Below are 21968 nucleotides of genomic sequence, written 5' to 3'. Positions count from 1 at the left end.
ACCAGCACTGCACGCGCCGGCAATGGCGGCTGTTATTGCATGCCTTTCTGATCGACAGCTGTGCGCAACAGGCTGCTATCGCGTCGTTGCGGCAGCGTTGCAATGCGCGATACAAAGCGCGGCCACTGGCCATTAAAAATTGTTAGAACAAATGAAACTTGGCTAAAGTCTGTAACTATAGTTTTCCCGTGCACACACTTAACAAACCGTAAATCCCTATAAAAAGGATGTTTCCAATGAAGAAGCTGGTTGGCTTGGCCGCTGCAGTTGCGTTGTCTCTTGGATCGGTAACAGCAGCTCAGGCCGCGGGCGTGACCTTCTCGGTAGGTCAGTCCGGTGACTCGACCATGGTTTACCGACTGGGCGCTCAATTCGACTTCAACAGCCGTTGGTTCGAAAGCAGTGTCGGCCATCTGGGCGGCTACTGGGACGCCGGGTACACCTATTGGGAAGGTGACGATACCTCGACCAATCACAGTGTGTCGTTTGCGCCGGTATTCGTTTACGAATTCGCCGGGCAGAACGTCAAACCCTACCTGGAAGCGGGTATCGGTGTAGCAGCGTTCTCCAACACCAAACTGGAATCCAACGACCTGGGGTCCTCGTTCCAGTTTGAAGACCGTATCGGTGCCGGCCTGCGTTTCGCGGGTGGCCATGAAGTCGGTATTCGTGCGATCCACTATTCCAATGCCGGCATCAAGAGCCCCAACGATGGTGTCGAAGCTTACTCGCTACACTATCGTTTGAATTTCTAAGTCTGCGTTATCGCTGCACCATGAACCGGGCCACGCGCCCGGTTTTTTGATGTCGGCAATACCGCCAGAGGAAGTAAGCGGTGTCGTCAGCGATAGGCGTCGGCAATACCGAGGCGTTCTTCCAGGCACTCCGGGGCGCCCATTTCGAACTCGCGGCAGATCAGTGGGCGTACCGAGTAGATGGTGCAGCGCATGGTGTCGCGGTCCAGCGCCGCGCACCAACCATCATCGAGCCGGCGCATCACTTCGCCGCCCCATTGGTCATTGTCGATGAAGCGTTCCGGCACGCCAGTGTCGGTGATCAGCATCACTTCCAACTGGCAGCAACAAGCCGCGCAGTTGCTGCAACTGACCTCGACGGTTTCGGGAATCTGCGTATGCGGTATGTGGGTGGCGCTGCTCATCGCGCTAGTCTACGCCAACTGCCAATGCACCGAGTGGTTTCAAGCCGGGCGGCCTGGTGCATGCAACTGGGCGAAACCGTGCAACAGTGGCAGCACTGCCGCCCAGAGCAGCGCCAGCAACGCCAGGGTGACCGTGGCACCGAGGGGAAAGGTTAACCCGCCAAGGGCTGCTGCGGCGCCATAGGACGCCGGCGCGTAGCAGGCTCCGAGCAGGCTGCCGTACCACCAGGGCCGCGCTGTCCAGGCCAGGCAGTGGCGCAACGTGGTGCCGAGCAGCAGCCAGGACAAGGCCAGCCAGAGTGGAATGAGCTGGCGAGGCGCACCGAAGTCGAAGACGCCCATTTGCAGCAGGAAGCTGTCCAGCGCGCTGCCGAATAGAAAGGCGCAAACCAGCAGCTTGCCCTCGCGCTGCCAGCCACCCACTCGCCAGAAGTGCATCAGCATGATGGCCGCCACCAGCCATAGCCCATGGCCACCAGCGACCATGCAGGCCAGCCAGCCGGTGATGAATAGCAGCGCGTTGAGGTAGTTCTTGGACACCGACGGTTCCACCAGTTAGACAGGGAGGCCAGCTACCGTTTCGCTCGGCGCCGGTCCGGGGGCGACGATGTTGCCTGCGCTGCGGCAGCGGGTGCAACAGTGGTCGTCGTCGGGCGGGCGCTGCGTTGGTGTCTGCGCGTGTCGCGTCTGCAGGCGATTCAGTCCCGCACTTCCTGCAGGCACAGGGCCGGAGCCAAGGCTGACGGCATCAGGCCGGTGGGCTGGTCGATGGCAGATTTTTGAACGCATCCAGCGCACGCTGCCGGCTGGCGCGCAGGTCGACGATGGGCAACGGGTAATCCGTCGCGGCGCCGAACAGACTGGCCTGCCCCTTGCGACCTGCGTGCGGGTCGTGAATCGCCTTGTCGCTGAGGGCTGCCAGTTCCGGCAGCCACTGGCGGATGAAGCGGCCATCCGGATCGAAGCGCTGCGACTGGCTGACCGGATTGAAGATGCGGAAGTAGGGCACCGAATCGGTGCCCGTGGAGGCGCTCCATTGCCAGCCACCATTGTTGGCGGCGAGGTCGCCATCGATCAGGTGGCGCATGAAGAACCGCTCGCCTTCGCGCCAGTCGATCAGCAGGTTCTTGGTGAGGAACATCGCCACCACCATGCGCAGACGGTTGTGCATCCAGCCGGTGGCCAGCATCTGGCGCATCGCCGCATCGATGATCGGAATGCCGGTGCGGCCTTCCTGCCAGGCCTGCAGATCGCCCGTGGCGTGGCGCCAGGGCAAGGCTTCGGTTTCCGGGCGGAAGGCCCGGTGCATGGAAACCCGTGGATAGCCCACCAGTATATGGGTGTAGAACTCGCGCCAGATCAGCTCGTTGATCCAGGTAACGGCGCCCTGGTTGCCGCTCTCGAATTCTCCGCCGTTGTAGTTCAGGGCGGTGTGTAAGCACTGGCGTGGCGACACCACGCCAGCGGCGAGGTAGGCGGACAGCTGGCTGGTACCAGGGCGTGCGGGAAAATCGCGGGCTTCGTGGTAGTCCTCGATCCACTCATCGGCGAAACGCTGCAGGCGTTCGCGGGCGGCTTGCTCGCCGGCCGGCCAGGCATCACGCAGCGCCCGGCTCGGCGGCTCGAAACCAGCCACTTGCGCCGGCAACGGATCGCCAGCAACTTTCAGCTTGGCCTGAGCCTTTGGCAAGGCCACCAGCGGCGGCAGGGCACTGTGCAGGCGCTGGTAGCAGACCCCGCGAAACTGGCTGTAGACCTTGAAGTAAGTGCCGGTACGAGTGAGCACGCTGCCGGGCTTGAACAGCAGGCGGTCGAGGTGGCTGCGGACAGTGACGCCAAGCGCATCCAGCGCGGCGGCGACCTGCTCGTCACGGCGCGTTTCGTTGACGCCGTATTCCTCGTTGACGTGCAACGCGGTGGCCTGCAACTCCCTGGCCAGCGCGCTGATCACCTCGGGCGCCTGGCGCCAGTCATCGGCGTCGCGGATCAGCAACGGCACGTTGAGGCGCTGCAGCTCTTCACTCAGGCACGCGAGGTTGCGCAGCCAGAAATCCACCTTGCTTGGTGCGTCATCGTGCTGGCGCCATTGGCCGGGGCTGAGCAGAAATACCGCGACCGTCGGACCGGCCTGCATGGCAGCCGCCAGCGCGCTGTTATCGGTGACGCGCAGGTCGGTGCGAAACCACATCAGTTGCAGCATGGGTTGTCCTATTCGAGCAGGTGGCGATCAGCGAGCGTCTGCAACGCGGCAAGGGGATCGGCCATGAAGGTGATGTCCGCGCCGGCGGGCGCGTTGGCGACAAGCTGCTGTCCGCGTGCCGGGTCCTCGATGCCAACCAGCAGACAGGGAATGCCGTGGTCGGCCAGCCACTGGTGCAGCGAGGATTCGGCATCGGTATTGGCGTCCGCTTCGCAGAACAGCAGCAGGGCGCGCGGCTGCAAACGGGCGATCGCCAGAGGCAGCTCGTGCACCGGAATCGGCCCGTCGAACGCGTCGACCGGGCAACCGGCAGTGCCGATCAGCCAGGCGCATAGCCAAAGTTGCGGCGACATCGGCATCTGACACAGGTTGATCAACAGCAGCGGCTTGCCGTGGTGCTGGCGATTGTCGTGGTACACCCGCGCACCGAGCTTGCTGCGCAGCCAGCTGTGCAGGAACAGCCGCTCGGTGGTCGCGCCAGGGCGTTGCGGCCAGCGTGTTTCCAGCGTCACCAGCAACGGCAGCAGCAGGTGCTGGCAGAGTATCTGGGGTGGATACAGCGCCAGTTCGGCATTGAAGCGTTCGTCCAGCTGCCGCTCGTCGAGCAGGTGAATGGCGCTGCACAGCTGCTCGCGTTTTGCCTGCCACTGCGAGGCCTGCTCGGCCGGCAGCGGTTGGTCGGCGCGCAGCAGGCCCTTGACCTGGCCTACCGATACACCGCGGTTGAGCCAGCCCAGTACGGCGTGAATGGTCTGCACCTGATCCGGGGAATAGAGACGGTGGCCCTTGGGCGTGCGATGGGGCACCACCAGTCCGTAGCGGCGTTCCCAGGCGCGCAGGGTGACCGGGTTGACGCCCGTGAGGCTGGCCACCTCACGGATCGGCAGGTACCCCTCGGCGACCGCGTCGCGGTAGCCTTCGTCGCCTGGCTCGGTCGAGATGGGCTGGTTCATAGGGCGTTGCGCAGGCTGAGATTTTCCGGATGCGGCTGCAGATACACCTGCTGCGCAATGTAGCGGTCGGGATGCTGGCGGAAATGGTGCTTGAGCAGGGTCAGCGGCACCACCAGCGGCACGATGCCGTGGCGGTATTGGCCGATCAACTGCTGCATTTCCTGTTTCTCTTGCGCACTCAACGCGCTTTTGAGGTAACCGCTGAGGTGCTGCAGCACGTTGCTGTGGGTACCACGGGTGGCGCAGCGCTTGAGGGCGGTCATCAGTTCGCTGATGTAATGCGCGGCCAGGTCGTCGAGGTTCTCACCGGCCAGATCACCGAGCAGGCGGCCGAGCCGCTTGTAGCGCAGCGGGTCGGTGGCCATCAGCAGGTACTTGTGACGGGCATGGAATTCGATCAGCTTGCCACGGCTCAAGCCCGATTCGCACAGTGCCTGCCACTGTGAATAGGTGAACACGCGGGTCATGAAGTTTTCCCGCAGCACCGGGTCGTTGAGCCGACCGTCTTCCTCGATCGGCAGGTTCGGGTGCCGCTCGCAGAGCACGCGTGTGTACAGGCCGCGGCCTCTGGGTTCACTCGGGTGGCCGTTGTCCTGGTAGACCTTGACGCGCTCCAGGCCACAGGAAGGTGATTGCTGCATGACGATGTAGCCGCTGATGGGCGGCAGGTTGGCAGCTACCTGCTCACCGTAGGCGAGCAGTGCGTCGGTGTGATCCCGGTCGGGGTGTACCGTGCCAACCGCGCGCGGTGCATCGGGGTCGCCCACGAGGCGGATCGGCTCGCGCGGAATCCCGAGGCCTATGGCAACTTCAGGGCAATACGGCACGAAATCGAAGTATTCGCTCAACTGATCAAGGCACAGGCGGGACGCCTTGTGGCCACCGTTGTAGCGCACCTCGGTGCCAAGCAGGCAGGCGCTGATGCCCAGTTTGAGTTTTTCGCGGTGGAGCGGGGTAGCTGACATGGCGCACCTTCGAAATGTTCTTGTACAAAGATTTATTTTTGTACAAGTTTTATCTCATAGTAAGCGCGATCTTGTACAAGTCAAATCCTCTGTACAGTCTGTTTGCTTCACGTGGCACCGCGACGCTCATTGCCACCCCATTCGCCAGGTGCCGGCATCCTGCAGCGCTCGCCAGTCGAGGCGCTGGGCCCGCTTGCTGAGCACGGCTTGCAGTTCCACTTCCAGCACCACGCCTTCTTCATCGCAGATCAATTCGGTGACCAGAAAGTGTTTTTCACGATTTTGCGGCCGGGCTGCCGTCCATTTGGACAGCAGCAGTTTGCGCGGGTTGAGGCGGTGCGTTGCGGTCGTCATTGGTTATGCGCGATCAGCTTGCGCGCTGCTTCCTGGCCGCTCAGCCACGCACCCTCGACGCGGCCGGACAGGCACCAGTCGCCACAGGCATACAGGCCCAGGTCGGCATCGGCCAGGGCGCCGAGCTGGTGCGCAGCGCTCGGGCGTGCGTACAGCCAGCGGTGAGCGAGGCTGAACACCGGTTCGGGCACCACGCAGCCGATCATCTCCGCGAAGGCGCCGTGCAGGTGTTCGACCACCTGCTCCCTGGACAGATCCAGGTGCTGGCGGCTCCAACTGCTGCTGGCATGCAGCACCCATGTATCCAGGGTGGTATCCCGGCCCGGCTTGCTGCGGTTGCGCGCCGTCCAGTCCAGCACCTCACCCTGCACGAAGCAGCCTTCCACCGGCGTTTGCAGCGGCTGCGCAAAGGCCAGCGCCACTGCCCAGGTCGGTTCCATGCTGACGCTCGCCACGGTGCCAGCTAGCTTGGGTGCAGAAGCCAACAGGGCACTGGCCTGAGGGGCCGGCGTGGCAATGATCACGTGGCTGAACGGCCCGTGGCTCTTGCCATCTGCATCGAGCAGGTGCCAGTGCTGCTCGCCGCGAAACACTTCGGCGATGCGGCAGGAAAAATTCACCGGCAGGGCCCCGAGCATCGCGCGGGTAATGGCGCTCATGCGTGGCTTGCCTACCCAGCGAATCTGCTCGTCGGCGGAGGGGTTGAGCGTGCCGTGGGCGTACTGATACAGGCTGGGTGTCCATTCCTCGACCCAGCCGCGGGCTTGCCACTGCTGCACCGTGGCAGCAAAGCGGCGGTCGCGGGCGGTAAAGTATTGGGCGCCCAGATCCAGGGCACCGGCATCGCTGCGCTTGCTGGCCATGCGGCCACCGCTGCCACGACTCTTGTCGAACAAGTGCACCGAGTAGCCGGCTGCATGCAGCGCCTCGGCGGCGGACAGCCCGGCAATACCGGTGCCAATGATGGCGATAGGGACTGTGCTGGTCATCGTTTACCTCGTGTGCTGCCGAGAAGGCGCGACTGCACGCCGACAGCTCGCTAGGGCCAAGGCTACCTCCTGAACATAACCTATACAATCTAGAATTGTTGTATAAGTAGGTGTCCATATGGTCGGTATCCGCAGCCAGGGCATCTATTCTTCAGAATAGGCGCGCACGCCAATAGTTTCCCCGTTATGTCGGCCAACTGCCCGCGCGGAATATTGTCGTTGTCGCCACGCCGTTGCCACCGGCAACGGCGAAACTGCCACGCACCCTATGAGGAAGCTGCCATGCATATCCTGATCACCGGCGGTACTGGCTTGATCGGTCGCGCCCTATGCCGTTACTGGGTCGAGCAAGGGCATCAGGTGACGGTCTGGAGCCGTCGCCCTGCACAGGTCGCCATGCTCTGCGGCACCCGCGTGCGCGGGGTCGGGCGCCTGGAAGAGGTCGGCGACGGGCCGCTGGACGCGGTGGTCAACCTGGCCGGGGCACCCATCGCCGACCGCCCCTGGAGCAAGGCGCGCAAGCAACTGCTCTGGGAGAGCCGCATCGGCCTGAGCGAAAAGCTGCTGGCCTGGCTGCAGGGCCGGGAGCAGAAACCCGCCGTGCTGTTATCCGGTTCGGCGGTCGGCTGGTATGGCGACAGCGGTGAGCACATCGTCGATGAACAGGCCGGCGCCGGCGCCGATTTCGCTGCCCAGTTGTGCATCGCCTGGGAAGACACTGCCCAGCAGGCCGAAGCGCTGGGCATGCGCGTGGTGCTGTTGCGCACCGGGCTGGTACTGGCCAAGGACGGTGGGATTCTCAAACGGATGGTCACACCGTTCCGCTTCGGTCTTGGCGGGCGCATCGGTGACGGACGCCAATGGATGCCGTGGATTCACCTCGCCGACCAAATCGCCCTGATTGATTTTCTCTTGCAGCATGAGCAGGCACGCGGTCCCTATAATGCCTGCTCGCCGCACCCGGTCCGCAACGCCGAATTCGCCAGCGAGCTGGGCCACGCTGTGCACCGCCCGGCCATCGTGCCGCTACCGGCCTTTGTGCTGCGCGCCGCCCTCGGCGAGATGTCGATGCTGCTGCTGGGTGGCCAGCACGCCTTGCCGGTCAAGGCGCAGGAGGCCGGCTTCGAATTTCGCTTCACGCATCTGGATGTGGCTCTGGTGGATTTGCTGAGCCTTCACTAACAGGATGACATTGCATGACCGATCACGCCTTACTGCTGGTCAACCTTGGCTCACCGGCTTCCACGCGAGTCGCCGATGTTCGCAGTTACCTCAACCAGTTCCTCATGGACCCTTACGTGGTCGATCTGCCCTGGCCGCTGCGTCGGCTGCTGGTGTCGCTGATCCTGATCCGCCGTCCGGCGCAATCCGCCCACGCCTACGCCTCGATCTGGTGGCCGGATGGCTCGCCGCTGATCGTGCTCAGCAAACGCCTGCAGGAGGCGATGAAAACCCAATGGACCCAGGGCCCGGTCGAGCTGGCCATGCGTTACGGCGAGCCATCGCTGGACAACGTGCTCACGCGCCTGGCCGGGCAGGGCATCACTCAGGTGACCCTGGCGCCGCTGTATCCGCAGTTCGCCGACAGCACCACCACCACGGTGATCGAGGAGGCCAAGCGGGTGGTGCGCGAGCGCAAGCTGCCGATCCGCTTCGCCATCCTGCCGCCGTTCTTCCAGGACCCCGATTACATCGACGCCTTGGCCGATAGCGCCCGCCCTTACCTGGAAAAGGAGTTCGATCACCTGCTGTTGAGCTTCCACGGCTTGCCGGAGCGGCACCTGCGCAAGCTCGACCCGAGCAAGCATTGCCTGCGCGGGCCCGACTGCTGCAAAACGGCGCCCCCGCAGGTGCTCGCCACCTGTTACCGCGCCCAGTGCATGCGCAGCGCCGAGGCCTTTGCCGAACGCATGGGCCTGCGGCCTGAGCAGTGGTCGGTGTCGTTCCAGTCGCGCCTGGGCAAGGACAAATGGATCGAGCCCTACACCGAGGCGCGCCTCGACGAGCTGGCCGCCCAGGGCGTGAAGAAGCTGCTGGTGATGTGCCCGGCCTTCGTCGCCGATTGCATCGAGACGCTCGAGGAAATCGGTGATCGCGGGCGCGAGCAATTCCAGGAGGCAGGAGGCGAAAGCCTGGAACTGGTCCCCTGCCTGAACGACCACCCGAGCTGGGTGGCGGCACTCACGCGGCTTTGCGAGCGGGCGCCGCAAAACGTATGAAAAATGCCCGGCTGGCGCCGGGCATCTTCTTGAGCCCTTCCAAGGTTTTGCAAGCTAGCGCCTGCAAGGCCTGGGCGGCGCCACAACCGACGCGCAGCAGGGCTCTAAAAGGTTCTCAGATGTCGGGCGCGTCGTCGGCACGCTTCTTCTTCCAGCCGTCGTTACCCGGCAGGATCAGATTCAGCAAGATGGCGACGATGGCGCACAGGGCGATGCCCTTGAGGCCGAAGTCGTCCGGGCCGTCGCCGGTACCGATCAGCACACCACCGATACCGAACACCAGCGTCACCGAGACGATCACCAGGTTGCGTGCCTCGCTGAGGTCGACGCTGTGGCGGATCAGGGTGTTCATGCCGACGGCGGCGATGGAACCGAACAGCAGGCACAGGATGCCGCCCATCACCGGCATCGGGATGCTTTGCAGGATGGCGCCGAACTTGCCGATGAAGGCCAGGGTGATGGCGAAGATCGCCGCCCAGGTCATGATCTTCGGGTTGTAGGCCTTGGTCAGCATCACCGCGCCGGTAACCTCCGCGTACGTGGTGTTGGGCGGGCCGCCGAACATACCGGCTGCCGATGTAGCCAGGCCGTCACCGAGCAGGGTGCGGTGCAGGCCGGGCTTTTTCAGGTAGTTCTTGCCGGTCACGCTGCCCACGGCGATCACGCCGCCGATGTGCTCGATGGCCGGCGCGAGGGCCACAGGCACGATGAACAGGATCGCCTGCCAGTTGAATGCCGGAGCGGTGAAGGCCGGCACTGCCAACCAGGGCGCGGTAGCCACGTGGCTCAGGTCGAGGGCGCCGAAGTAGATCGACAGCGCAAAGCCCACCAGAATGCCGGAGATGATCGGCACCAGGCGAAAGATGCCACGGCCGAACACGGCGACGATCAGTGTGGTCAGCAGGGTTGGCATGGAAATCCACATCGCCGTGCTGTAGGGCAACAGCACGCTGCCGTCACCAGCCTTGCCCATCGCCATGTTGGCGGCGATCGGCGCCATCGCCAGGCCGATGGAAATGATCACCGGGCCGATCACCACTGGCGGCAGCAGGCGGTCGATGAAACCGGTGCCCTTGATCTTCACGGCGAAGCCGAGAAAGGTGTACACAAAACCGGCCGCGACCACGCCGCCCATGGTTTCCGCCAGGCCGAACTGGCCCTTGGCGAGAATGATCGGGGTGATGAACGCGAAGCTCGAGGCCAGGAATACCGGCACCTGGCGGCCGGTGACGATCTGGAACAGCAAGGTGCCGAGACCGGCCGTGAACAGCGCCACGTTGGGATCCAGACCGGTGATCAGCGGCATCAGCACCAACGCGCCAAAGGCCACGAAGAGCATCTGCGCGCCGGACAGCACTTGCCGCCACAACGGATCGTTGAATTCGTCGTGCATCGATCAGGCGTCCTTCTGCTTGGTGCCGAAGATCTTGTCGCCGGCATCGCCCAGGCCAGGAATGATGTAGCCGTGTTCGTTGAGGCACTGGTCGATGGATGCGGTGTAGATCCGCACGTCCGGATGCGCCTGGTTGACCGCCTTGATGCCTTCGGGCGCGGCTACCAGCACCATGGCGCGAATTTCCTTGCAGCCGGCCTTCTTGAGCAGGTCGATGGTGGCGACCATGGAGGCGCCGGTGGCCAGCATCGGGTCGATGATCATCGCCAGGCGCTCGTTGATCTCCGGCACCAGTTTTTCCAGGTAGGTGTGCGCCTGCAGCGTTTGCTCGTTGCGCGCCACGCCCACGGCGCTGACCTTTGCACCCGGAATCAGGCTGAGCACGCCGTCGAGCATGCCGATGCCGGCGCGCAGGATCGGTACCACGGTGATCTTCTTGCCGGAGATCTTCTCGACCTGCACGGGGCCTGCCCAGCCGGCGATCTCGTAGTTTTCCAGCGGCAGGTCCTTGGTCGCCTCGTAGGTGAGCAGGGCGCCGACTTCCTGGGCCAGCTCGCGGAAATTCTTGGTGCTGATATCCGCGCGGCGCATGAGGCCGATCTTGTGGCGAATCAGCGGGTGGCGGATCTCGAGGACTGGCATTGCGGGGTCTCCGGCAAAAATGGGCAAAAAACACGCTAGATTAAAGCATTGCGCCGCAGTATGGGCGCTGCACATGGGCAACTTTTTGCAATCGCCAGTGCTGGCAGGGCTGTCTCAGGCGGCCGCACAGCGCCTGCGCCGGCTGCACGCGAGGGTTTTCTGCACTCGCCTGCGGGCGCCTCGCCATTGGTCGAGCGCGTGCGCAGCCGCTTGCGCCACGCGGGCCGGATGCGTAACGTTGCGGCCTTTTTTCTGACCCGGTGATCAGCTTGCCCGCCGGGCCATCCATAACATGCGGTTCGACGCCTGTGCTGCCAGCCTGCTGGCCCGGCGCCGCCGCCAACGAGGAGCTGATATGCCTGCCGATCTTGCCCACATCCGCCAGGTAATGGCCGAAGCCGACTGCCTTTACAACGAAGCCGAAGTGGAGGCCGCCATCGAGCGCGTCGCCGTGGCCATCAACGGCGAGTTGGCCGACCGTAATCCGGTGGTGTTCTGCGTGATGAATGGCGGGCTGATCTTCTCCGGCAAACTGCTGACCAAGCTCGACTTTCCGCTGGAGGCGTCTTACCTGCATGCCAGCCGCTACCGCAACCAGACCAGTGGCGGCGAGCTGTTCTGGAAGGCCAAGCCGGAAGTCTCGTTCATCGACCGTGACGTGCTGATCATCGATGACATTCTCGACGAAGGTCACACCCTTGGCGCGATCATCGACTTCTGCCACCACGCCGGTGCTGCCAACGTGCACACCGCGGTGCTGATCGACAAGGATCACGACCGCAAGGCGCGCCCGGACCTCAAGGCCGACTACGTGGGCCTGCCATGCATCGACCGCTACATCTTCGGCTACGGCATGGACTACAAGGGGTACTGGCGCAACGCGCCGGGCATCTACGCGGTCAAGGGGCTCTAAGACCCTGTTTACGATCTTTATGTGCATGAAGCGGCAGCTACAAGGCAAAAGCGGCCTGTCGTAGGGTGGACGACGCTTCATCCGTCCACCGCTCTGCGATCGCAATGGTGGATGAAAAGAGCGTCATCCACCCTACATAGAGAACGGCAGCTTTCGCCACTTTGCGGGCAAAGCGCTTAAGTCGAGCCGAAAGATCGTTAACGGCTTCCAAGCCCTGCGGCTGGTCGGCGCGCGGCTCAGGCGTCGCTGGACCAGCCTTCACAGATCGCCCGTGCCTGGGCTAGATCACGGGCGTAGCTCAGGCGCCCGTGGGCCCGTTGCAGGCCGGCGCGGCGCAGCTTCAGGCGCAGCGACGGCGAGGCGCCGCTGACGATCAGGGCGATGCCGTGCCGGCGATACTCGAGCACGATGGCGTGCAGCGCTGCGAGCGCCGTCATGTCGAGCATCGGCACGGCGCTGACGTCGAGAATCACCACGCGGATATGCGGGTCGAGACGGCGTAGCGCGCCCAGCGTGCGTTCTGCGGCACCAAAGAACAAAGGGCCGCGGATGGCCAGGGCCAGCACGTGCTCCGGCAGATCGTGCAGGGTCTGATGGCCGTTGCGAGGCAGGCTGCGGGCATCGGTCAGTTCGCTCATGCGTTTGATGAACAGCCCGGCAGCCAGCAGCAGGCCGACGCCGACCGCCAGCACCATGTCGAACAGGACCGTCAGCGACAGGCAGGTCAGCAACACCAGCACGTCGCTGCGCGGCGCGATGCGCAGGGTATGGACCACGTGGTGGGCCTCGCTCATGTTCCACGCCACCATCAGCAGCAGGGCCGCAAGCGCGGCCATCGGCAGGTAGCTGAACAACGGGGCGAGAAACAGGATCGCGGCCAGCACCACGGCGGCGTGGATGATCGCGGCCAGCGGTGAGTGGGCACCGGCCCTTACGTTGGCGGCGCTGCGCGCGATAGCGGCGGTGGCGGTGATGCCACCGAACAGCGGTGCGACCAGGTTGCCGATACCCTGGCCGAGCAACTCGGCGTTGGGGTCGTGCTTGCTGCCGGTCATACCGTCGGCGACCACGGCGCAAAGCAGTGATTCGATGGCCCCGAGCATGGCGATGGCAAAGGCTGGCGCGGCCAATTGGCGGATCAGCTCGAAGGACAGCACCAGCGGCCGACCATCGGCGCCTGGCAGTTGCCAGGGCCAGGCGAACGTCGGCAGGAAGGGCGGAATTCCGGGGTAACTGACCCCATCGACGCTGTAGCTGAAACGCTCGCCCAGGGTGGCCACCGACACGCCGCTGCGTTCCAGCAGCAGGCCCAGCAGAGCGCCGACCGTCAGCGCTACCAGATGGCCGGGTATGCGCGGCACCAGCCGCGGCCATACCAGCAGCACGCCAAGGCAGGCCACGGCCACCAGTGCGTCGCCAGGCTGAATGCCGGGCAGTGCCTGCAGCAGCATCTGCACCTGTTGCACGTAATGGCTCGGCTGGCCGGCCAGCTGCAAGCCCAGCAGGTCCTTGAGCTGCAGGGTGGCGATGACGACGCCGATACCGGCAGTGAAGCCGAGCGTAACCGGGTAGGGGACGAATTCGATCAGTCGCCCGGCCTTGAGCAGCCCCAGTGCGATCAGAATCAGCCCGGCCATCACCGTGCACAGCAGCAGGCCGCCGATGCCGAACTGCCCGGTGATCGGCAGCAGAATCACCACGAAGGCCGCAGTGGGGCCGGAGATATTGAAGCGTGAGCCGCCACACAGGGCGATCAGCGGAGCGGCGATCAGCACGGTGTAGAGGCCATGCTGCGGGGCCACGCCGATGGCGATCGCCAGGGCCATGGCCAGGGGAATGGCGATGATGCCGACGGTCAGGCCGGCGGCCAGGTCGCCTCGCAGGCTGGCCCAGGTGTATCCGCCGCGCAGGCTCTGGCGGCAAGCGGCGAACAGGCTGGGCATGGTGGCTGTTCCTGAGGGCTGTTGGCGTATCAGCGCCAGTTGCGGCGACTTGGCGCGGCCGGGCCGAAACGCCGGCAACTGCCTGGTTGGCAACAGTATAGGCGTGAGCGCAGCCGCCAGTCGTTGACTTAAGTCGCGTACCGCTGCGTTGCCGGCGATGCTAAACCGCTCTGCTGCTCGCGCCTTGGCGCACCGCGTTGAGCGCTCGCGACGCCGGGGTTACACTGCCGGCCCCGTGTGGTCTGGTTTGCTGGAGTGAGCGATGCGTAAAGACAAGAAGCAGGTGATTGGCGACGAAGTGAGCGACGAGCAGATCAAGCTGTTTCTCGCCGTGGAACCGGCTGACGCCACGCCGCCCTCGCTGCACAAGCTGGTCAAGGCCTACCGCGGCCTGCGTGACCATGACTTCGAGCGTTTCGTTGGCTTCTTCGTCGCGGCCGGCTATGACCTCGATGCCCGGGATGCCGACGGCAACGACTTCATCGCCCTGATCAGCGATCAGCGCAATGCCGAGCCCTACATCCAGGCGATCAACGCCGCCCGCAGCTGAGCGCAGCCAGGGTGACGGCGCATGGCCGTCGCCCGGGCTGCCCAGGCAGAAGCACCTCAGTCGCCGCGCTTGCTGTCGATCTTTTCCAGGCGGTTGCCCTCGAAACGCAGAAAGTAGTGCATGCCGTTGCGCGGGCCGTAGCTCCATTCCTCGAGCTGCACCTCATTGGCGAACCCATAGCGGTCGGTCACTTCCTTGTAGCCGAGAAACGCGCGGTTGTTCGGTTCGCCGCATTTGGACTGGACTTCGCCCGTGCTGTCGCCGGTGCTCACCAGGCCGCTGCCGCAGCGCCAGCTGGCGGCGTTGGCCGTGCCGGCCAGCAGCACCAGCAGGGTGCAGGAAATGAATGTCTTGATCATCGTCATTGACGGCGTTTGCGCTCGATGCGCGTCAGCCGATTGCCCTCGAAGGTCAGGATGGTGAACATGCCATTGCTGGGCTCGTAGGCCCATTCCTCGATGTTCGTTTCGCGTTGATTATAAGCCCCGACGGTGTAGCCGACCGGGTCACGAAAGGCAGGTTCGCCGCATTTCTGCATCACTTCGAAGGTGCGGTCGCCAAGGTTCACCAGCTTGCTGCCGCACCGCAGAGTATCGGCATGGCTCAGCAGCGGGCTGGCGCACAGTGCCAGCAGCAGCGTCAAACGTTTCATAGGCCTGTCACTCACTGTCCAGATGGAGGGGTGTGGCCACGCGGCCGTCGGGTTGCGCCTGACCAAGGCCGACGTCGAGCAGGTAGACCCGCTCGCCGGCCAGTTGGCCACGGTCTACCAGGTAGTCCTTGATTGCCGCCGCGCGGTCCTGTGCCAACTGGCGTTGCAGGCCGCGGCTGTCGGTCCAGGAGCCGAGTACCGCCTCGCGCAGCCTGGCGGTGCGTTGTTCATCGTCCAGCTCGGCCCAGTCGGCCGGCGGCTGCTGTTTCAGGCGGGCACGGTAGATGCCTTCCAGCAGGGGACCTTTTTCGTCGTCCGGGACGCTGATCAGGTCGGCGCTGGCCGGCACCTGGTCACCCCGGCGCTGCATGATGCGATACAGGTAATCCTGGTACTCACGCTCCAGGCGCTGGGCGGCCAGCAGCGGACCGTCGCTGCTCTGTGCGCTCATGCCCTCGATCTCCAGGCGCAGGGCAGGGCGTTCCTTGAGTGCATCGGCGAGCATGTCCAGCGCCTTTTGCGCCTGCCCGTCCAGTTCGGCACTGCCCGGCGCGAACACCACCGTGCTCAGGTCCATATCGGCGCCACCGCCGCCGACCAGGCCGCCGATGAACTTGAACGGCGCCTGGGCGGTGCGCAGCACCAGATTGCGCAGGGTTTGCCAGACGATCGGCATGACGCTGAACTGCGGGTCGTTGAGGTCGCCCTGCAGTGGCAGTTCCAGGGAGATGCGCCCCTGGGTGTCCTTGAGCAGGGCCACGGCCAGGCGGATCGGCAGGTCGACGGCGTCCGGGCTGTCGACCTGCTCGCCGAGCTGTAGCTGTTCGATCAGCACCTTGTTCTCGGCGTTGAGTTTGCCGTCGTTGATGCGGTAATGCAGGTCCAGGTTGAGGCGCCCCTTGCGGATGCGGTACCCGGCGAACTTGCCGGAATACGGCGTCAGGGTGGTCAACTCGACCTGCTTGAACTGGGTGGCGATATCCAGGCTCTGCAGCGGGTCGAAGGGCGTCAGGCTGCCCTTGATGCTGACCGGCGCATAGCGGTCGACCTTGCCACTGATGTCCACCGGCGCGGGCTTGTTGCTGGTGCTGTCGAGGGTACCGATGCGGCCGTTGAGCTGCTGCACGGCGGTGGCGAAGTTGGGGCGCAGGCTGAAGTCGGCGAAATTGGCCGAGCCATCCTTGAGGCTGACTTCGCCGATGCGGATCGCCAGGGGCTCGGCAGACTCGGCCGAAGCCTGCGCCTGCCCGGCGTTGCCGGCGGGCTGCTTGATGATCAGCTCGTTGACGTTGGTGGTCAGGTCTTCGTTGATGATGAAGCGCGCGTAGGGCTGGGCCAGGTCGACCCGCTCGATGTCCAGACGCTCGCCGTGGCGGTAGTCGATACCGCCCAGGTCGAGCTGTTTCCAGCGCAGCAGGTCACGGCCCTTGAGCGTGTCGAGGGTGTGCAGTTGAGTGACCTGCGCCTTGCCCTGCACGCGCAACGCCAGAGGCTCGGTGGACGCCAGTACAACGCCGAGGTCGCTGCTCAGCAGGCCGCTGCGCAGTTCCAGGTGCACGAACGGGCTGATGTAGGCCTGGGCGATGCGCAGGTCGAGGTTGCGGGTGGCGACCTTCAGGTCGGCGGTGGTCGGGCTCAGCTGCACCTGGCCTTCGGCCTGCAGCGCGCCCTGTTTGCCGACACCGGTATTCAGCTTGAGCGAGAAGGGCGAGGTGCCGAGACTGTCGAAATTCTGCATGTCCAGATCGAGCGGGCCGAGCTCGACGGCAACGGCTTCACTCGGTACCCGGTCGACCAGATGTGCGTGGTAATCGCGCAATTGCACATCCTTGACTTGCACGCGCCAGGGTTTGCCAGGCGCGCTTTGGGCCTCGGGTGCGGTATCGGCCGAGGCGTTGGCCGGCGCGGCATGCTCTGCGGCCGCTGTCGGTTTCTGCGCGGGTGGCTCGCTTGGCTTGCCGGTCAGCAGCGTCTGCCAGTCCAGCTGGCCGTCGGCTTCACGGGCCGCCCAGGCTTCCAGTTTCTGCCCGCGTACCTTGCCGATCACCACCTGCTGCTTGGCCAGGTCCAGTGACGTGTCGCTGACCTCCAGTTCGTTGAAGGCGAGCAGCGGTTTGCCGTCCGGTGTCTGCATGGCGAATGGTGCGACCTTGACGCGCGCGTCGCTCAATTGCAGGTCGGTACCGTCGCGCAGGTTCAACTGATAGTCGGTCGACAGGCTGACCACGCCTTTCTCCAGCACCAGCGGCACGGCGTCACGCACGTAGGGCCAGAACGCCTGCATCGGCTCGTCGGTGACCTTCAGCGTACCGCGGGAGCTGATCGGGCTCAGGCTCAGTTCACCGTTCCAGTCGATCCGGCCGCCTGCCGGGCCGGTGGCGACCAGGGTCATGTCGGCGTTGTCGTCGGGCAGGGTACTGAGGTTATGCAGTTGCAGGTTGAGGTCGTCGTAGTGGATGTCGATCGGCTCCTGCGGGCGCAGGTCCTGAAAGTGCAGGTTGCCGCCCAGCAGCTCGATACGGTCGATGCGCAGCGCGAACGGCTCGCCGGACGGCGGCTCGGGCTGCTCGCTGGGCGGCAGCTTGAACAGCTGGGTCAGGTTGAGGGTGCCGTCCTTGCCAAAGCGCACTTCGGTGTGGGGGTTGACCAGTGTCACGTCGGCCAGGTGCAGCGCGCCGCTCCACAGGCTGTCCAGTTGCAGGTTGACGGCCAGGTGCTCGAACGCCAGCTGTTGCTTGCCGGGCTCACCGATGTGCAGGCCCCAGGCATCCACCTCGAGTGTGAAGGGGTTGAGCTGCAGGCGATCCAAACGCGCCGGCTGGGTCGCGTACTGCTCCAGTTGCCCGTTGGCGATGCGCAGCGCGATGCCGGGCAAGACGAGAAACCCGATCAGGCTGTACAGGCCGATGGCAATCAGCAGGGCGGTAACGGCGCGTCGCAATCCTTTGGGCATGGTTCTGCTTCATCTTCCTGGCGAGAGTGCCTTGGATTATGGCATGGGGGCTGGGTTCCGCGGCACGCTGCGGGCGTTCAAAAATGCAGGGCGAGGGTTTTCAGCGGCGGATTGCCATCCGAAGACGGAAAATCCGCGGCGGGGAACAACTGTTCATGCTCGCGCGCCGGCCGACCCAGCTTGCTGGCGCAGCGCAGCACCTGCTCGCGCCACTCTGCCATTGGCACTTTTGCCAAATTGTTGCAGCACACCAGGGTGCCGTGCTCGGCGGTGGCGAGAATCGCCGGCTTGAGCAGACTCTGGTAATCACGCAGCAGGTCGACGGTGCCGAAGGCGCTCTTCGCCCAGGCCGGCGGGTCGAGAAACACCAGGTCGAACTGGCGCTGCTCAAGGCGCGGGTAGCTGGGCAGCTTATGCCCGCGGCGTGCGGCGATGGGCAGCCCGGCCCACTGGCGGATCGCCGGAAAATAATCGGACTGTACGAACTGCATGGGTGCCAGCCCCGGGTTGAGCGCACCGTTCTCGCGGCCGACGGCAAGGTTGCCCTCGGCGAAGTCCAGGTTGACCACCTCGCTGGCCCCGCCAGCTGCCGCGTTGAGCCCCACGCCGCAGGTGTAGGCGAACAGGTTGAGTACGCGCTTGCCGGCACTGTGACGCTGGACCCAGCCCCGGGCGTTGCGCAGGTCCAGAAACAGCAGCGGGTCCTGCCCCGCATGACGGCCGCGCACCCGGTAGTCGAGGCCCCATTCGCGGCCAAGCAGGTCGGCCAGGGCCTCGTCGCTGGCGCTGTACACCGGGTCGCTGCGGTCGATGCGCGAATTGCCCTTGGAGCGGTCGTTGTAGACCAGCAGCATCGGCAAGCCGAGTGTTTCGTTGACGAGCGCGTGCAGGCCCAGCAGTTCGTCGCGGCTCAGGCTCTGGTGGAAGCTCTGCACCAGCAGTTGCAGGCCGTAGCGGTCGACGGTCAAGCCGCTGGCGCCTTCCTGGCTGCCATGAAACAGGCGGTAGCAGTCGGTGCCTTGAGCGTGCAGTTCGCTGAAAAGGTTTTCGCGGGCAGCGAGGGCGGCGCGCAGCGCCTGGTCAAGAGATGGCACGCGCGGCGTCTCGGAATTGGGAGGCCGGCAGTTTAGCAAAAAACCGTCGATTTCCGCAGTTCACGGCCCGGGTTTGCGCGGGTTGCGTGCGACCCGCAGCTGCCTGGCTAGGGCGCCAGGCGGCGACGTGCACGCTGCGCAGCGCTATTGCTCACGGCCCAGCGCAGCACCTTGGCGGTGCGTCGCACGCCTGCGCGGATCAGTGGCCGGCGCCAGGCGGCCTGGCGTTCGCCGAGCAGCTCGCTGGCCCAGTCAGGCTGCAGGTCGACACCGGCCTGCATCATCAGGCTGCCAAAGGGCTTGGCCAGGATGCTCGGCATCGGCGCGGTGTACAGCAGCCTTACCACTTCGCGCGTGCGTTCGTCGCACAGCAACTGCGGGCGCATGCCTTCGAGGTAGTCGCTGACGGCCTGGCTCGACGTGGGCACGCCCTGGGCGCCGAGGCGTTCGGCGATCAGCGCCACCTCGCGGTAGTAGCGATCCTGCTCGGCCACTGGCAGGTGCGGGTCGACATAGCGCAGGTAGCCGGCGAGGAACTGGCTGACTTCCGAGACGTGTACCCAGGTCAGCAAGTCGGGATCGGTGGCGGCATAAGGGCGGCCGTCAGGCGCCTGGCCGATCACCTGCAGGTGGACGCGGCGCACCTTGTCGATCAACTGCTCGGCGTCGTGCAGGCCGCCGTAACTGGTGCCGGCGATGAACAGGCTGGTCCGGCGCAGGCGGCCGAGCATGTCCTGGCGGAACGTGGAGTGATCCCAGACACCGGCCAGGGCCAGGGGGTGGAGCATCTGCAGGAGCAGGGCGGAGATGCCGCCGACCATCATCGCGGTGAAGTCGGCGTGCACTTCCCAGACCATCGACTCGGCGCCGAACAGGCCGGGGTCGAAGCGCGGCTGGTCCAGGTCGAGCACACCCAGCGAGGCGCCGGTAAGGCTGTGCACCTGTTTTTCTATCTGACGACGTAGGCTTTCCATGCGGCGCAGTGTCGGCGCTTGGCGGGGCCAAGGCAAGCCGCCTCATGGCCCCGCAGAGACGGAGCCATGAGGCGCGTCAGTGGTTGAGGCGCTGTTCGATCAGGCTGTCGACCACGCTCGGGTCGGCCAGTGTCGAGGTGTCGCCGAGGCTGTCCAGCTCGTTGCAGGCGATCTTGCGCAGGATGCGCCGCATGATCTTGCCTGAACGGGTTTTCGGCAGACCCGGCGCCCATTGGATCAGCTCGGGTTTGGCGAAGCTGCCAATTTCCTTGCCGACCAGGCCGAGCAACTCTTTCTTCAACTCGTCGCTGGGCTCGACGCCGTTCATGGTGGTGACGAAGGCGTAGATGCCCTGGCCCTTGACGTCATGGGGGTAGCCGACCACGGCTGCCTCGGCCACCGCCTCGTGCAGCACCAGCGCACTCTCCACTTCGGCGGTGCCGATGCGGTGCCCGGAGACGTTGATCACGTCGTCGACACGGCCGGTGATCCACCAGTAGCCGTCCTCGTCGCGGCGCGCGCCGTCGCCGCTGAAGTAATAGCCGGGGTAAGCGGTGAAGTAGGTTTCCAGCATGCGTTGGTGGTCGCCGTAGACGCTGCGTATCTGGCTTGGCCAACTGGCCTTGATCGCCAGCACGCCGGCGCCGGGGCCGTCGATTTCCTTGCCCTGCTCGTCGAGCAGCACCGGCTGCACGCCAAAGAACGGCCGCGTTGCCGAGCCGGGTTTGAGGTCGGTGGCGCCTGGCAGCGGGGTGATCATGATGGCGCCGGTCTCGGTCTGCCACCAGGTGTCGACGATGGGACAGCGCTGTTCGCCGACCACCCTGAAGTACCACTCCCAGGCCTCCGGGTTGATCGGCTCGCCGACAGTGCCAAGCAGGCGCAGGCTGCTGCGCGAGGCCTTCTTCACTGGCGCTTCGCCTTCGCGCATCAGGGCGCGCAATGCCGTTGGCGCGGTGTAGAAGATGTTCACCTGGTGCTTGTCGATGACCTGCCAGAAGCGCGAGGTGTCCGGGTAGTTGGGCACGCCCTCGAATATCAGGCTGGTGGCGCCATTGGCCAGCGGGCCGTAGACGATGTAACTGTGCCCGGTAACCCAACCGACATCGGCGGTGCACCAGTAGATGTCGCCGTCGTGGTAGTCGAACACGTATTTGTGGGTCATCGCCGCCTGCAACAGATAGCCCGCCGTGCTGTGCAGCACGCCCTTGGGTTTGCCGGTGCTGCCGGAGGTGTAGAGGATGAACAGCGGATCCTCGGCATCCATCGGCTCGGCGGGGCAGTCGGCGCTTGCCTGCTGCGCGGCCTCGCGGTAGCAGAGATCGCGTTTCTCGTCCCAGTCGACCGGGTTGCCGGTGCGCTTGACCACCAGCACGGTGGAGACGTTGGGGCAGCTATTCAGCGCCTTGTCGACGTTGCTCTTGAGCGGGATGAGCTTGCCGCCGCGCACCGCTTCATCGGCGGTGATCACCGTGCGGCAGTCGGCGTCGAGAATGCGGTCGCGCAGCGCGTCCGGGGAGAAACCTCCGAATACCACCGAATGCACGGCACCGATGCGCGTGCAGGCGAGCATGGCGTAGGCCGCCTCGGGCACCATCGGCATGTAGATGCACACCCGGTCGCCTTTCTTCACGCCGCGCGCCTTGAGTACGTTGGCCAGGCGGCAGACCTGTTCGTGCAGCTGTTTGTAAGTGATGCGCGCCGAGTCCTTGGGGTCGTCACCTTCCCAGATCAGCGCCACCTGATCACCGCGGGTGGCCAGGTGGCGGTCGATGCAGTTGTGGCTGATATTCAACTGGCCGCCGGAGAACCAGCGAATGTCGCCCTTGCTCAGGCTGCCGCTGAAGACGTCGTCCCAAGGCTTGAACCAGTCTAGAAAGGCCTTGGCCTGCTCGCCCCAGAAGGTCTGCGGATCGTCGACCGACTGACGGTAGAGGCGCTGGTAGGCGGCCTCGTCGAGGTGGGCGTGCTGACGGGTGGCGTCGCTGACGGGGTGGCGGCTGATCGTGGACATG

Annotated in this window: 21 protein-coding genes; 5 read left to right on the top strand and 16 right to left on the bottom strand. The window is 64.9% G+C overall.

Annotated elements, in window-relative coordinates:
- The first annotated feature begins 236 nt into the window (after positions 1-236).
- Complete coding sequence (locus ACZ0AV_RS08910) at positions 237-755, top strand: acyloxyacyl hydrolase (protein WP_499150714.1); 519 nt, start codon at positions 237-239, stop codon at positions 753-755.
- A gap of 86 nt (positions 756-841) precedes the next feature.
- On the opposite strand, the gene ACZ0AV_RS08905 is transcribed toward ACZ0AV_RS08910, so the two are convergent.
- The 7 genes from ACZ0AV_RS08905 to ACZ0AV_RS08875 form a co-directional block, all read right to left on the bottom strand.
- The gene (locus ACZ0AV_RS08905) at positions 842-1159 is read right to left on the bottom strand and encodes a YkgJ family cysteine cluster protein (protein ID WP_499150713.1); all 318 of its coding nucleotides are present in this window, start codon (positions 1157-1159) and stop codon (positions 842-844) included.
- Between the two features lie 39 nt (positions 1160-1198).
- Positions 1199-1699 (bottom strand): DUF2878 domain-containing protein, encoded by a 501-nt coding sequence (locus tag ACZ0AV_RS08900; RefSeq protein ID WP_499150712.1) that lies wholly within the window; start codon positions 1697-1699, stop codon positions 1199-1201.
- Between the two features lie 208 nt (positions 1700-1907).
- Positions 1908-3356 carry a deoxyribodipyrimidine photo-lyase gene (gene phrB, locus ACZ0AV_RS08895; RefSeq protein WP_499153332.1) on the bottom strand — a complete coding sequence of 483 codons (1449 nt, stop codon included), beginning with the start codon at positions 3354-3356 and terminating at the stop codon, positions 1908-1910.
- Positions 3357-3367: 11 nt separating this feature from the next.
- Positions 3368-4312 carry a MerR family transcriptional regulator gene (locus ACZ0AV_RS08890; protein ID WP_499150711.1) on the bottom strand — a complete coding sequence of 315 codons (945 nt, stop codon included), beginning with the start codon at positions 4310-4312 and terminating at the stop codon, positions 3368-3370.
- Complete coding sequence (locus tag ACZ0AV_RS08885; protein ID WP_499150710.1) at positions 4309-5277, bottom strand: YbgA family protein; 969 nt, start codon at positions 5275-5277, stop codon at positions 4309-4311. Before ACZ0AV_RS08885 ends, ACZ0AV_RS08890 begins: the two co-directional genes overlap by 4 nt.
- A gap of 126 nt (positions 5278-5403) precedes the next feature.
- Positions 5404-5631 carry a TIGR02450 family Trp-rich protein gene (locus tag ACZ0AV_RS08880; protein WP_499150709.1) on the bottom strand — a complete coding sequence of 76 codons (228 nt, stop codon included), beginning with the start codon at positions 5629-5631 and terminating at the stop codon, positions 5404-5406.
- Positions 5628-6620 carry an NAD(P)/FAD-dependent oxidoreductase gene (locus tag ACZ0AV_RS08875; protein WP_499150708.1) on the bottom strand — a complete coding sequence of 331 codons (993 nt, stop codon included), beginning with the start codon at positions 6618-6620 and terminating at the stop codon, positions 5628-5630. Before ACZ0AV_RS08875 ends, ACZ0AV_RS08880 begins: the two co-directional genes overlap by 4 nt.
- 282 nt (positions 6621-6902) lie before the next feature.
- On the opposite strand from ACZ0AV_RS08875, the gene ACZ0AV_RS08870 reads away from it, so the two are divergent.
- Together ACZ0AV_RS08870 and hemH are read left to right on the top strand one after the other, a co-directional pair.
- Positions 6903-7802 (top strand): TIGR01777 family oxidoreductase, encoded by a 900-nt coding sequence (locus ACZ0AV_RS08870; protein WP_499150707.1) that lies wholly within the window; start codon positions 6903-6905, stop codon positions 7800-7802.
- A gap of 14 nt (positions 7803-7816) precedes the next feature.
- Positions 7817-8839: a ferrochelatase gene (hemH, locus tag ACZ0AV_RS08865; protein ID WP_499150706.1), complete on the top strand. Its 1023-nt coding sequence runs from the start codon at positions 7817-7819 to the stop codon at positions 8837-8839.
- A 115-nt stretch (positions 8840-8954) separates the two neighbouring features.
- Here hemH and ACZ0AV_RS08860 read toward each other — a convergent pair whose 3' ends face one another.
- Together ACZ0AV_RS08860 and upp are read right to left on the bottom strand one after the other, a co-directional pair.
- Positions 8955-10232, bottom strand: coding sequence for a uracil-xanthine permease family protein (locus tag ACZ0AV_RS08860; protein ID WP_499150705.1), 1278 nt, complete (start codon positions 10230-10232; stop codon positions 8955-8957).
- A 3-nt stretch (positions 10233-10235) separates the two neighbouring features.
- Positions 10236-10874 carry a uracil phosphoribosyltransferase gene (upp, locus tag ACZ0AV_RS08855; RefSeq protein WP_499150704.1) on the bottom strand — a complete coding sequence of 213 codons (639 nt, stop codon included), beginning with the start codon at positions 10872-10874 and terminating at the stop codon, positions 10236-10238.
- Positions 10875-11229: 355 nt separating this feature from the next.
- On the opposite strand from upp, the gene ACZ0AV_RS08850 reads away from it, so the two are divergent.
- A complete protein-coding gene (locus ACZ0AV_RS08850; RefSeq protein ID WP_499150703.1) occupies positions 11230-11787 on the top strand; it encodes a hypoxanthine-guanine phosphoribosyltransferase in 558 nt (185 codons plus the stop codon).
- Between the two features lie 236 nt (positions 11788-12023).
- Here the strand turns inward: ACZ0AV_RS08850 and dauA are convergent, their stop codons facing one another.
- Positions 12024-13730: a C4-dicarboxylic acid transporter DauA gene (gene dauA, locus ACZ0AV_RS08845; protein ID WP_499150702.1), complete on the bottom strand. Its 1707-nt coding sequence runs from the start codon at positions 13728-13730 to the stop codon at positions 12024-12026.
- Positions 13731-13992: 262 nt separating this feature from the next.
- Between dauA and ACZ0AV_RS08840 the strand changes: the two genes are divergently transcribed.
- Positions 13993-14280, top strand: a complete 288-nt coding sequence (locus ACZ0AV_RS08840; protein WP_499150701.1) for a PA4642 family protein — start codon at positions 13993-13995, stop codon at positions 14278-14280.
- Positions 14281-14336: 56 nt separating this feature from the next.
- On the opposite strand, the gene ACZ0AV_RS08835 is transcribed toward ACZ0AV_RS08840, so the two are convergent.
- The 6 genes from ACZ0AV_RS08835 to acs form a co-directional block, all read right to left on the bottom strand.
- Entirely contained in the window at positions 14337-14645 is a 309-nt protein-coding gene (locus ACZ0AV_RS08835; protein ID WP_499150700.1) for a DUF2845 domain-containing protein, read from the bottom strand.
- A complete protein-coding gene (locus tag ACZ0AV_RS08830; protein ID WP_499150699.1) occupies positions 14642-14932 on the bottom strand; it encodes a DUF2845 domain-containing protein in 291 nt (96 codons plus the stop codon). The genes ACZ0AV_RS08835 and ACZ0AV_RS08830 overlap by 4 nt, the downstream gene beginning before the upstream one ends.
- 7 nt (positions 14933-14939) lie before the next feature.
- Entirely contained in the window at positions 14940-17885 is a 2946-nt protein-coding gene (locus ACZ0AV_RS08825) for a DUF748 domain-containing protein (protein WP_499150698.1), read from the bottom strand.
- Between the two features lie 77 nt (positions 17886-17962).
- Positions 17963-18979: a class I SAM-dependent rRNA methyltransferase gene (locus tag ACZ0AV_RS08820; RefSeq protein ID WP_499150697.1), complete on the bottom strand. Its 1017-nt coding sequence runs from the start codon at positions 18977-18979 to the stop codon at positions 17963-17965.
- Between the two features lie 107 nt (positions 18980-19086).
- Entirely contained in the window at positions 19087-19953 is an 867-nt protein-coding gene (locus ACZ0AV_RS08815; protein ID WP_499150696.1) for an oxygenase MpaB family protein, read from the bottom strand.
- A gap of 76 nt (positions 19954-20029) precedes the next feature.
- Positions 20030-21967 (bottom strand): acetate--CoA ligase, encoded by a 1938-nt coding sequence (acs, locus tag ACZ0AV_RS08810; protein ID WP_499150695.1) that lies wholly within the window; start codon positions 21965-21967, stop codon positions 20030-20032.
- Position 21968 lies beyond the last annotated feature (1 nt).

The sequence above is a fragment of the Pseudomonas sp. AC532 genome (genome assembly GCF_979258965.1).
This window is presented reverse-complemented; position numbering and strand designations above follow the sequence as displayed.

Excerpts from the sequence above, each read along its gene's own strand:
- ACZ0AV_RS08910 (WP_499150714.1), top strand. The coding sequence starts at position 237 with ATGAAGAAGCTGGTTGGCTTGGCCGCTGCAGTTGCGTTGTCTCTTGGA.
- ACZ0AV_RS08905 (WP_499150713.1), bottom strand. The coding sequence starts at position 1,159 with ATGAGCAGCGCCACCCACATACCGCATACGCAGATTCCCGAAACCGTC.
- ACZ0AV_RS08890 (WP_499150711.1), bottom strand. The coding sequence starts at position 4,312 with ATGAACCAGCCCATCTCGACCGAGCCAGGCGACGAAGGCTACCGCGAC.
- ACZ0AV_RS08885 (WP_499150710.1), bottom strand. The coding sequence starts at position 5,277 with ATGTCAGCTACCCCGCTCCACCGCGAAAAACTCAAACTGGGCATCAGC.
- ACZ0AV_RS08880 (WP_499150709.1), bottom strand. The coding sequence starts at position 5,631 with ATGACGACCGCAACGCACCGCCTCAACCCGCGCAAACTGCTGCTGTCC.
- ACZ0AV_RS08875 (WP_499150708.1), bottom strand. The coding sequence starts at position 6,620 with ATGACCAGCACAGTCCCTATCGCCATCATTGGCACCGGTATTGCCGGG.
- ACZ0AV_RS08870 (WP_499150707.1), top strand. The coding sequence starts at position 6,903 with ATGCATATCCTGATCACCGGCGGTACTGGCTTGATCGGTCGCGCCCTA.
- hemH (WP_499150706.1), top strand. The coding sequence starts at position 7,817 with ATGACCGATCACGCCTTACTGCTGGTCAACCTTGGCTCACCGGCTTCC.
- ACZ0AV_RS08860 (WP_499150705.1), bottom strand. The coding sequence starts at position 10,232 with ATGCACGACGAATTCAACGATCCGTTGTGGCGGCAAGTGCTGTCCGGC.
- upp (WP_499150704.1), bottom strand. The coding sequence starts at position 10,874 with ATGCCAGTCCTCGAGATCCGCCACCCGCTGATTCGCCACAAGATCGGC.
- ACZ0AV_RS08850 (WP_499150703.1), top strand. The coding sequence starts at position 11,230 with ATGCCTGCCGATCTTGCCCACATCCGCCAGGTAATGGCCGAAGCCGAC.
- dauA (WP_499150702.1), bottom strand. The coding sequence starts at position 13,730 with ATGCCCAGCCTGTTCGCCGCTTGCCGCCAGAGCCTGCGCGGCGGATAC.
- ACZ0AV_RS08840 (WP_499150701.1), top strand. The coding sequence starts at position 13,993 with ATGCGTAAAGACAAGAAGCAGGTGATTGGCGACGAAGTGAGCGACGAG.
- ACZ0AV_RS08835 (WP_499150700.1), bottom strand. The coding sequence starts at position 14,645 with ATGACGATGATCAAGACATTCATTTCCTGCACCCTGCTGGTGCTGCTG.
- ACZ0AV_RS08830 (WP_499150699.1), bottom strand. The coding sequence starts at position 14,932 with ATGAAACGTTTGACGCTGCTGCTGGCACTGTGCGCCAGCCCGCTGCTG.
- ACZ0AV_RS08825 (WP_499150698.1), bottom strand. The coding sequence starts at position 17,885 with ATGCCCAAAGGATTGCGACGCGCCGTTACCGCCCTGCTGATTGCCATC.
- ACZ0AV_RS08815 (WP_499150696.1), bottom strand. The coding sequence starts at position 19,953 with ATGGAAAGCCTACGTCGTCAGATAGAAAAACAGGTGCACAGCCTTACC.
- acs (WP_499150695.1), bottom strand. The coding sequence starts at position 21,967 with ATGTCCACGATCAGCCGCCACCCCGTCAGCGACGCCACCCGTCAGCAC.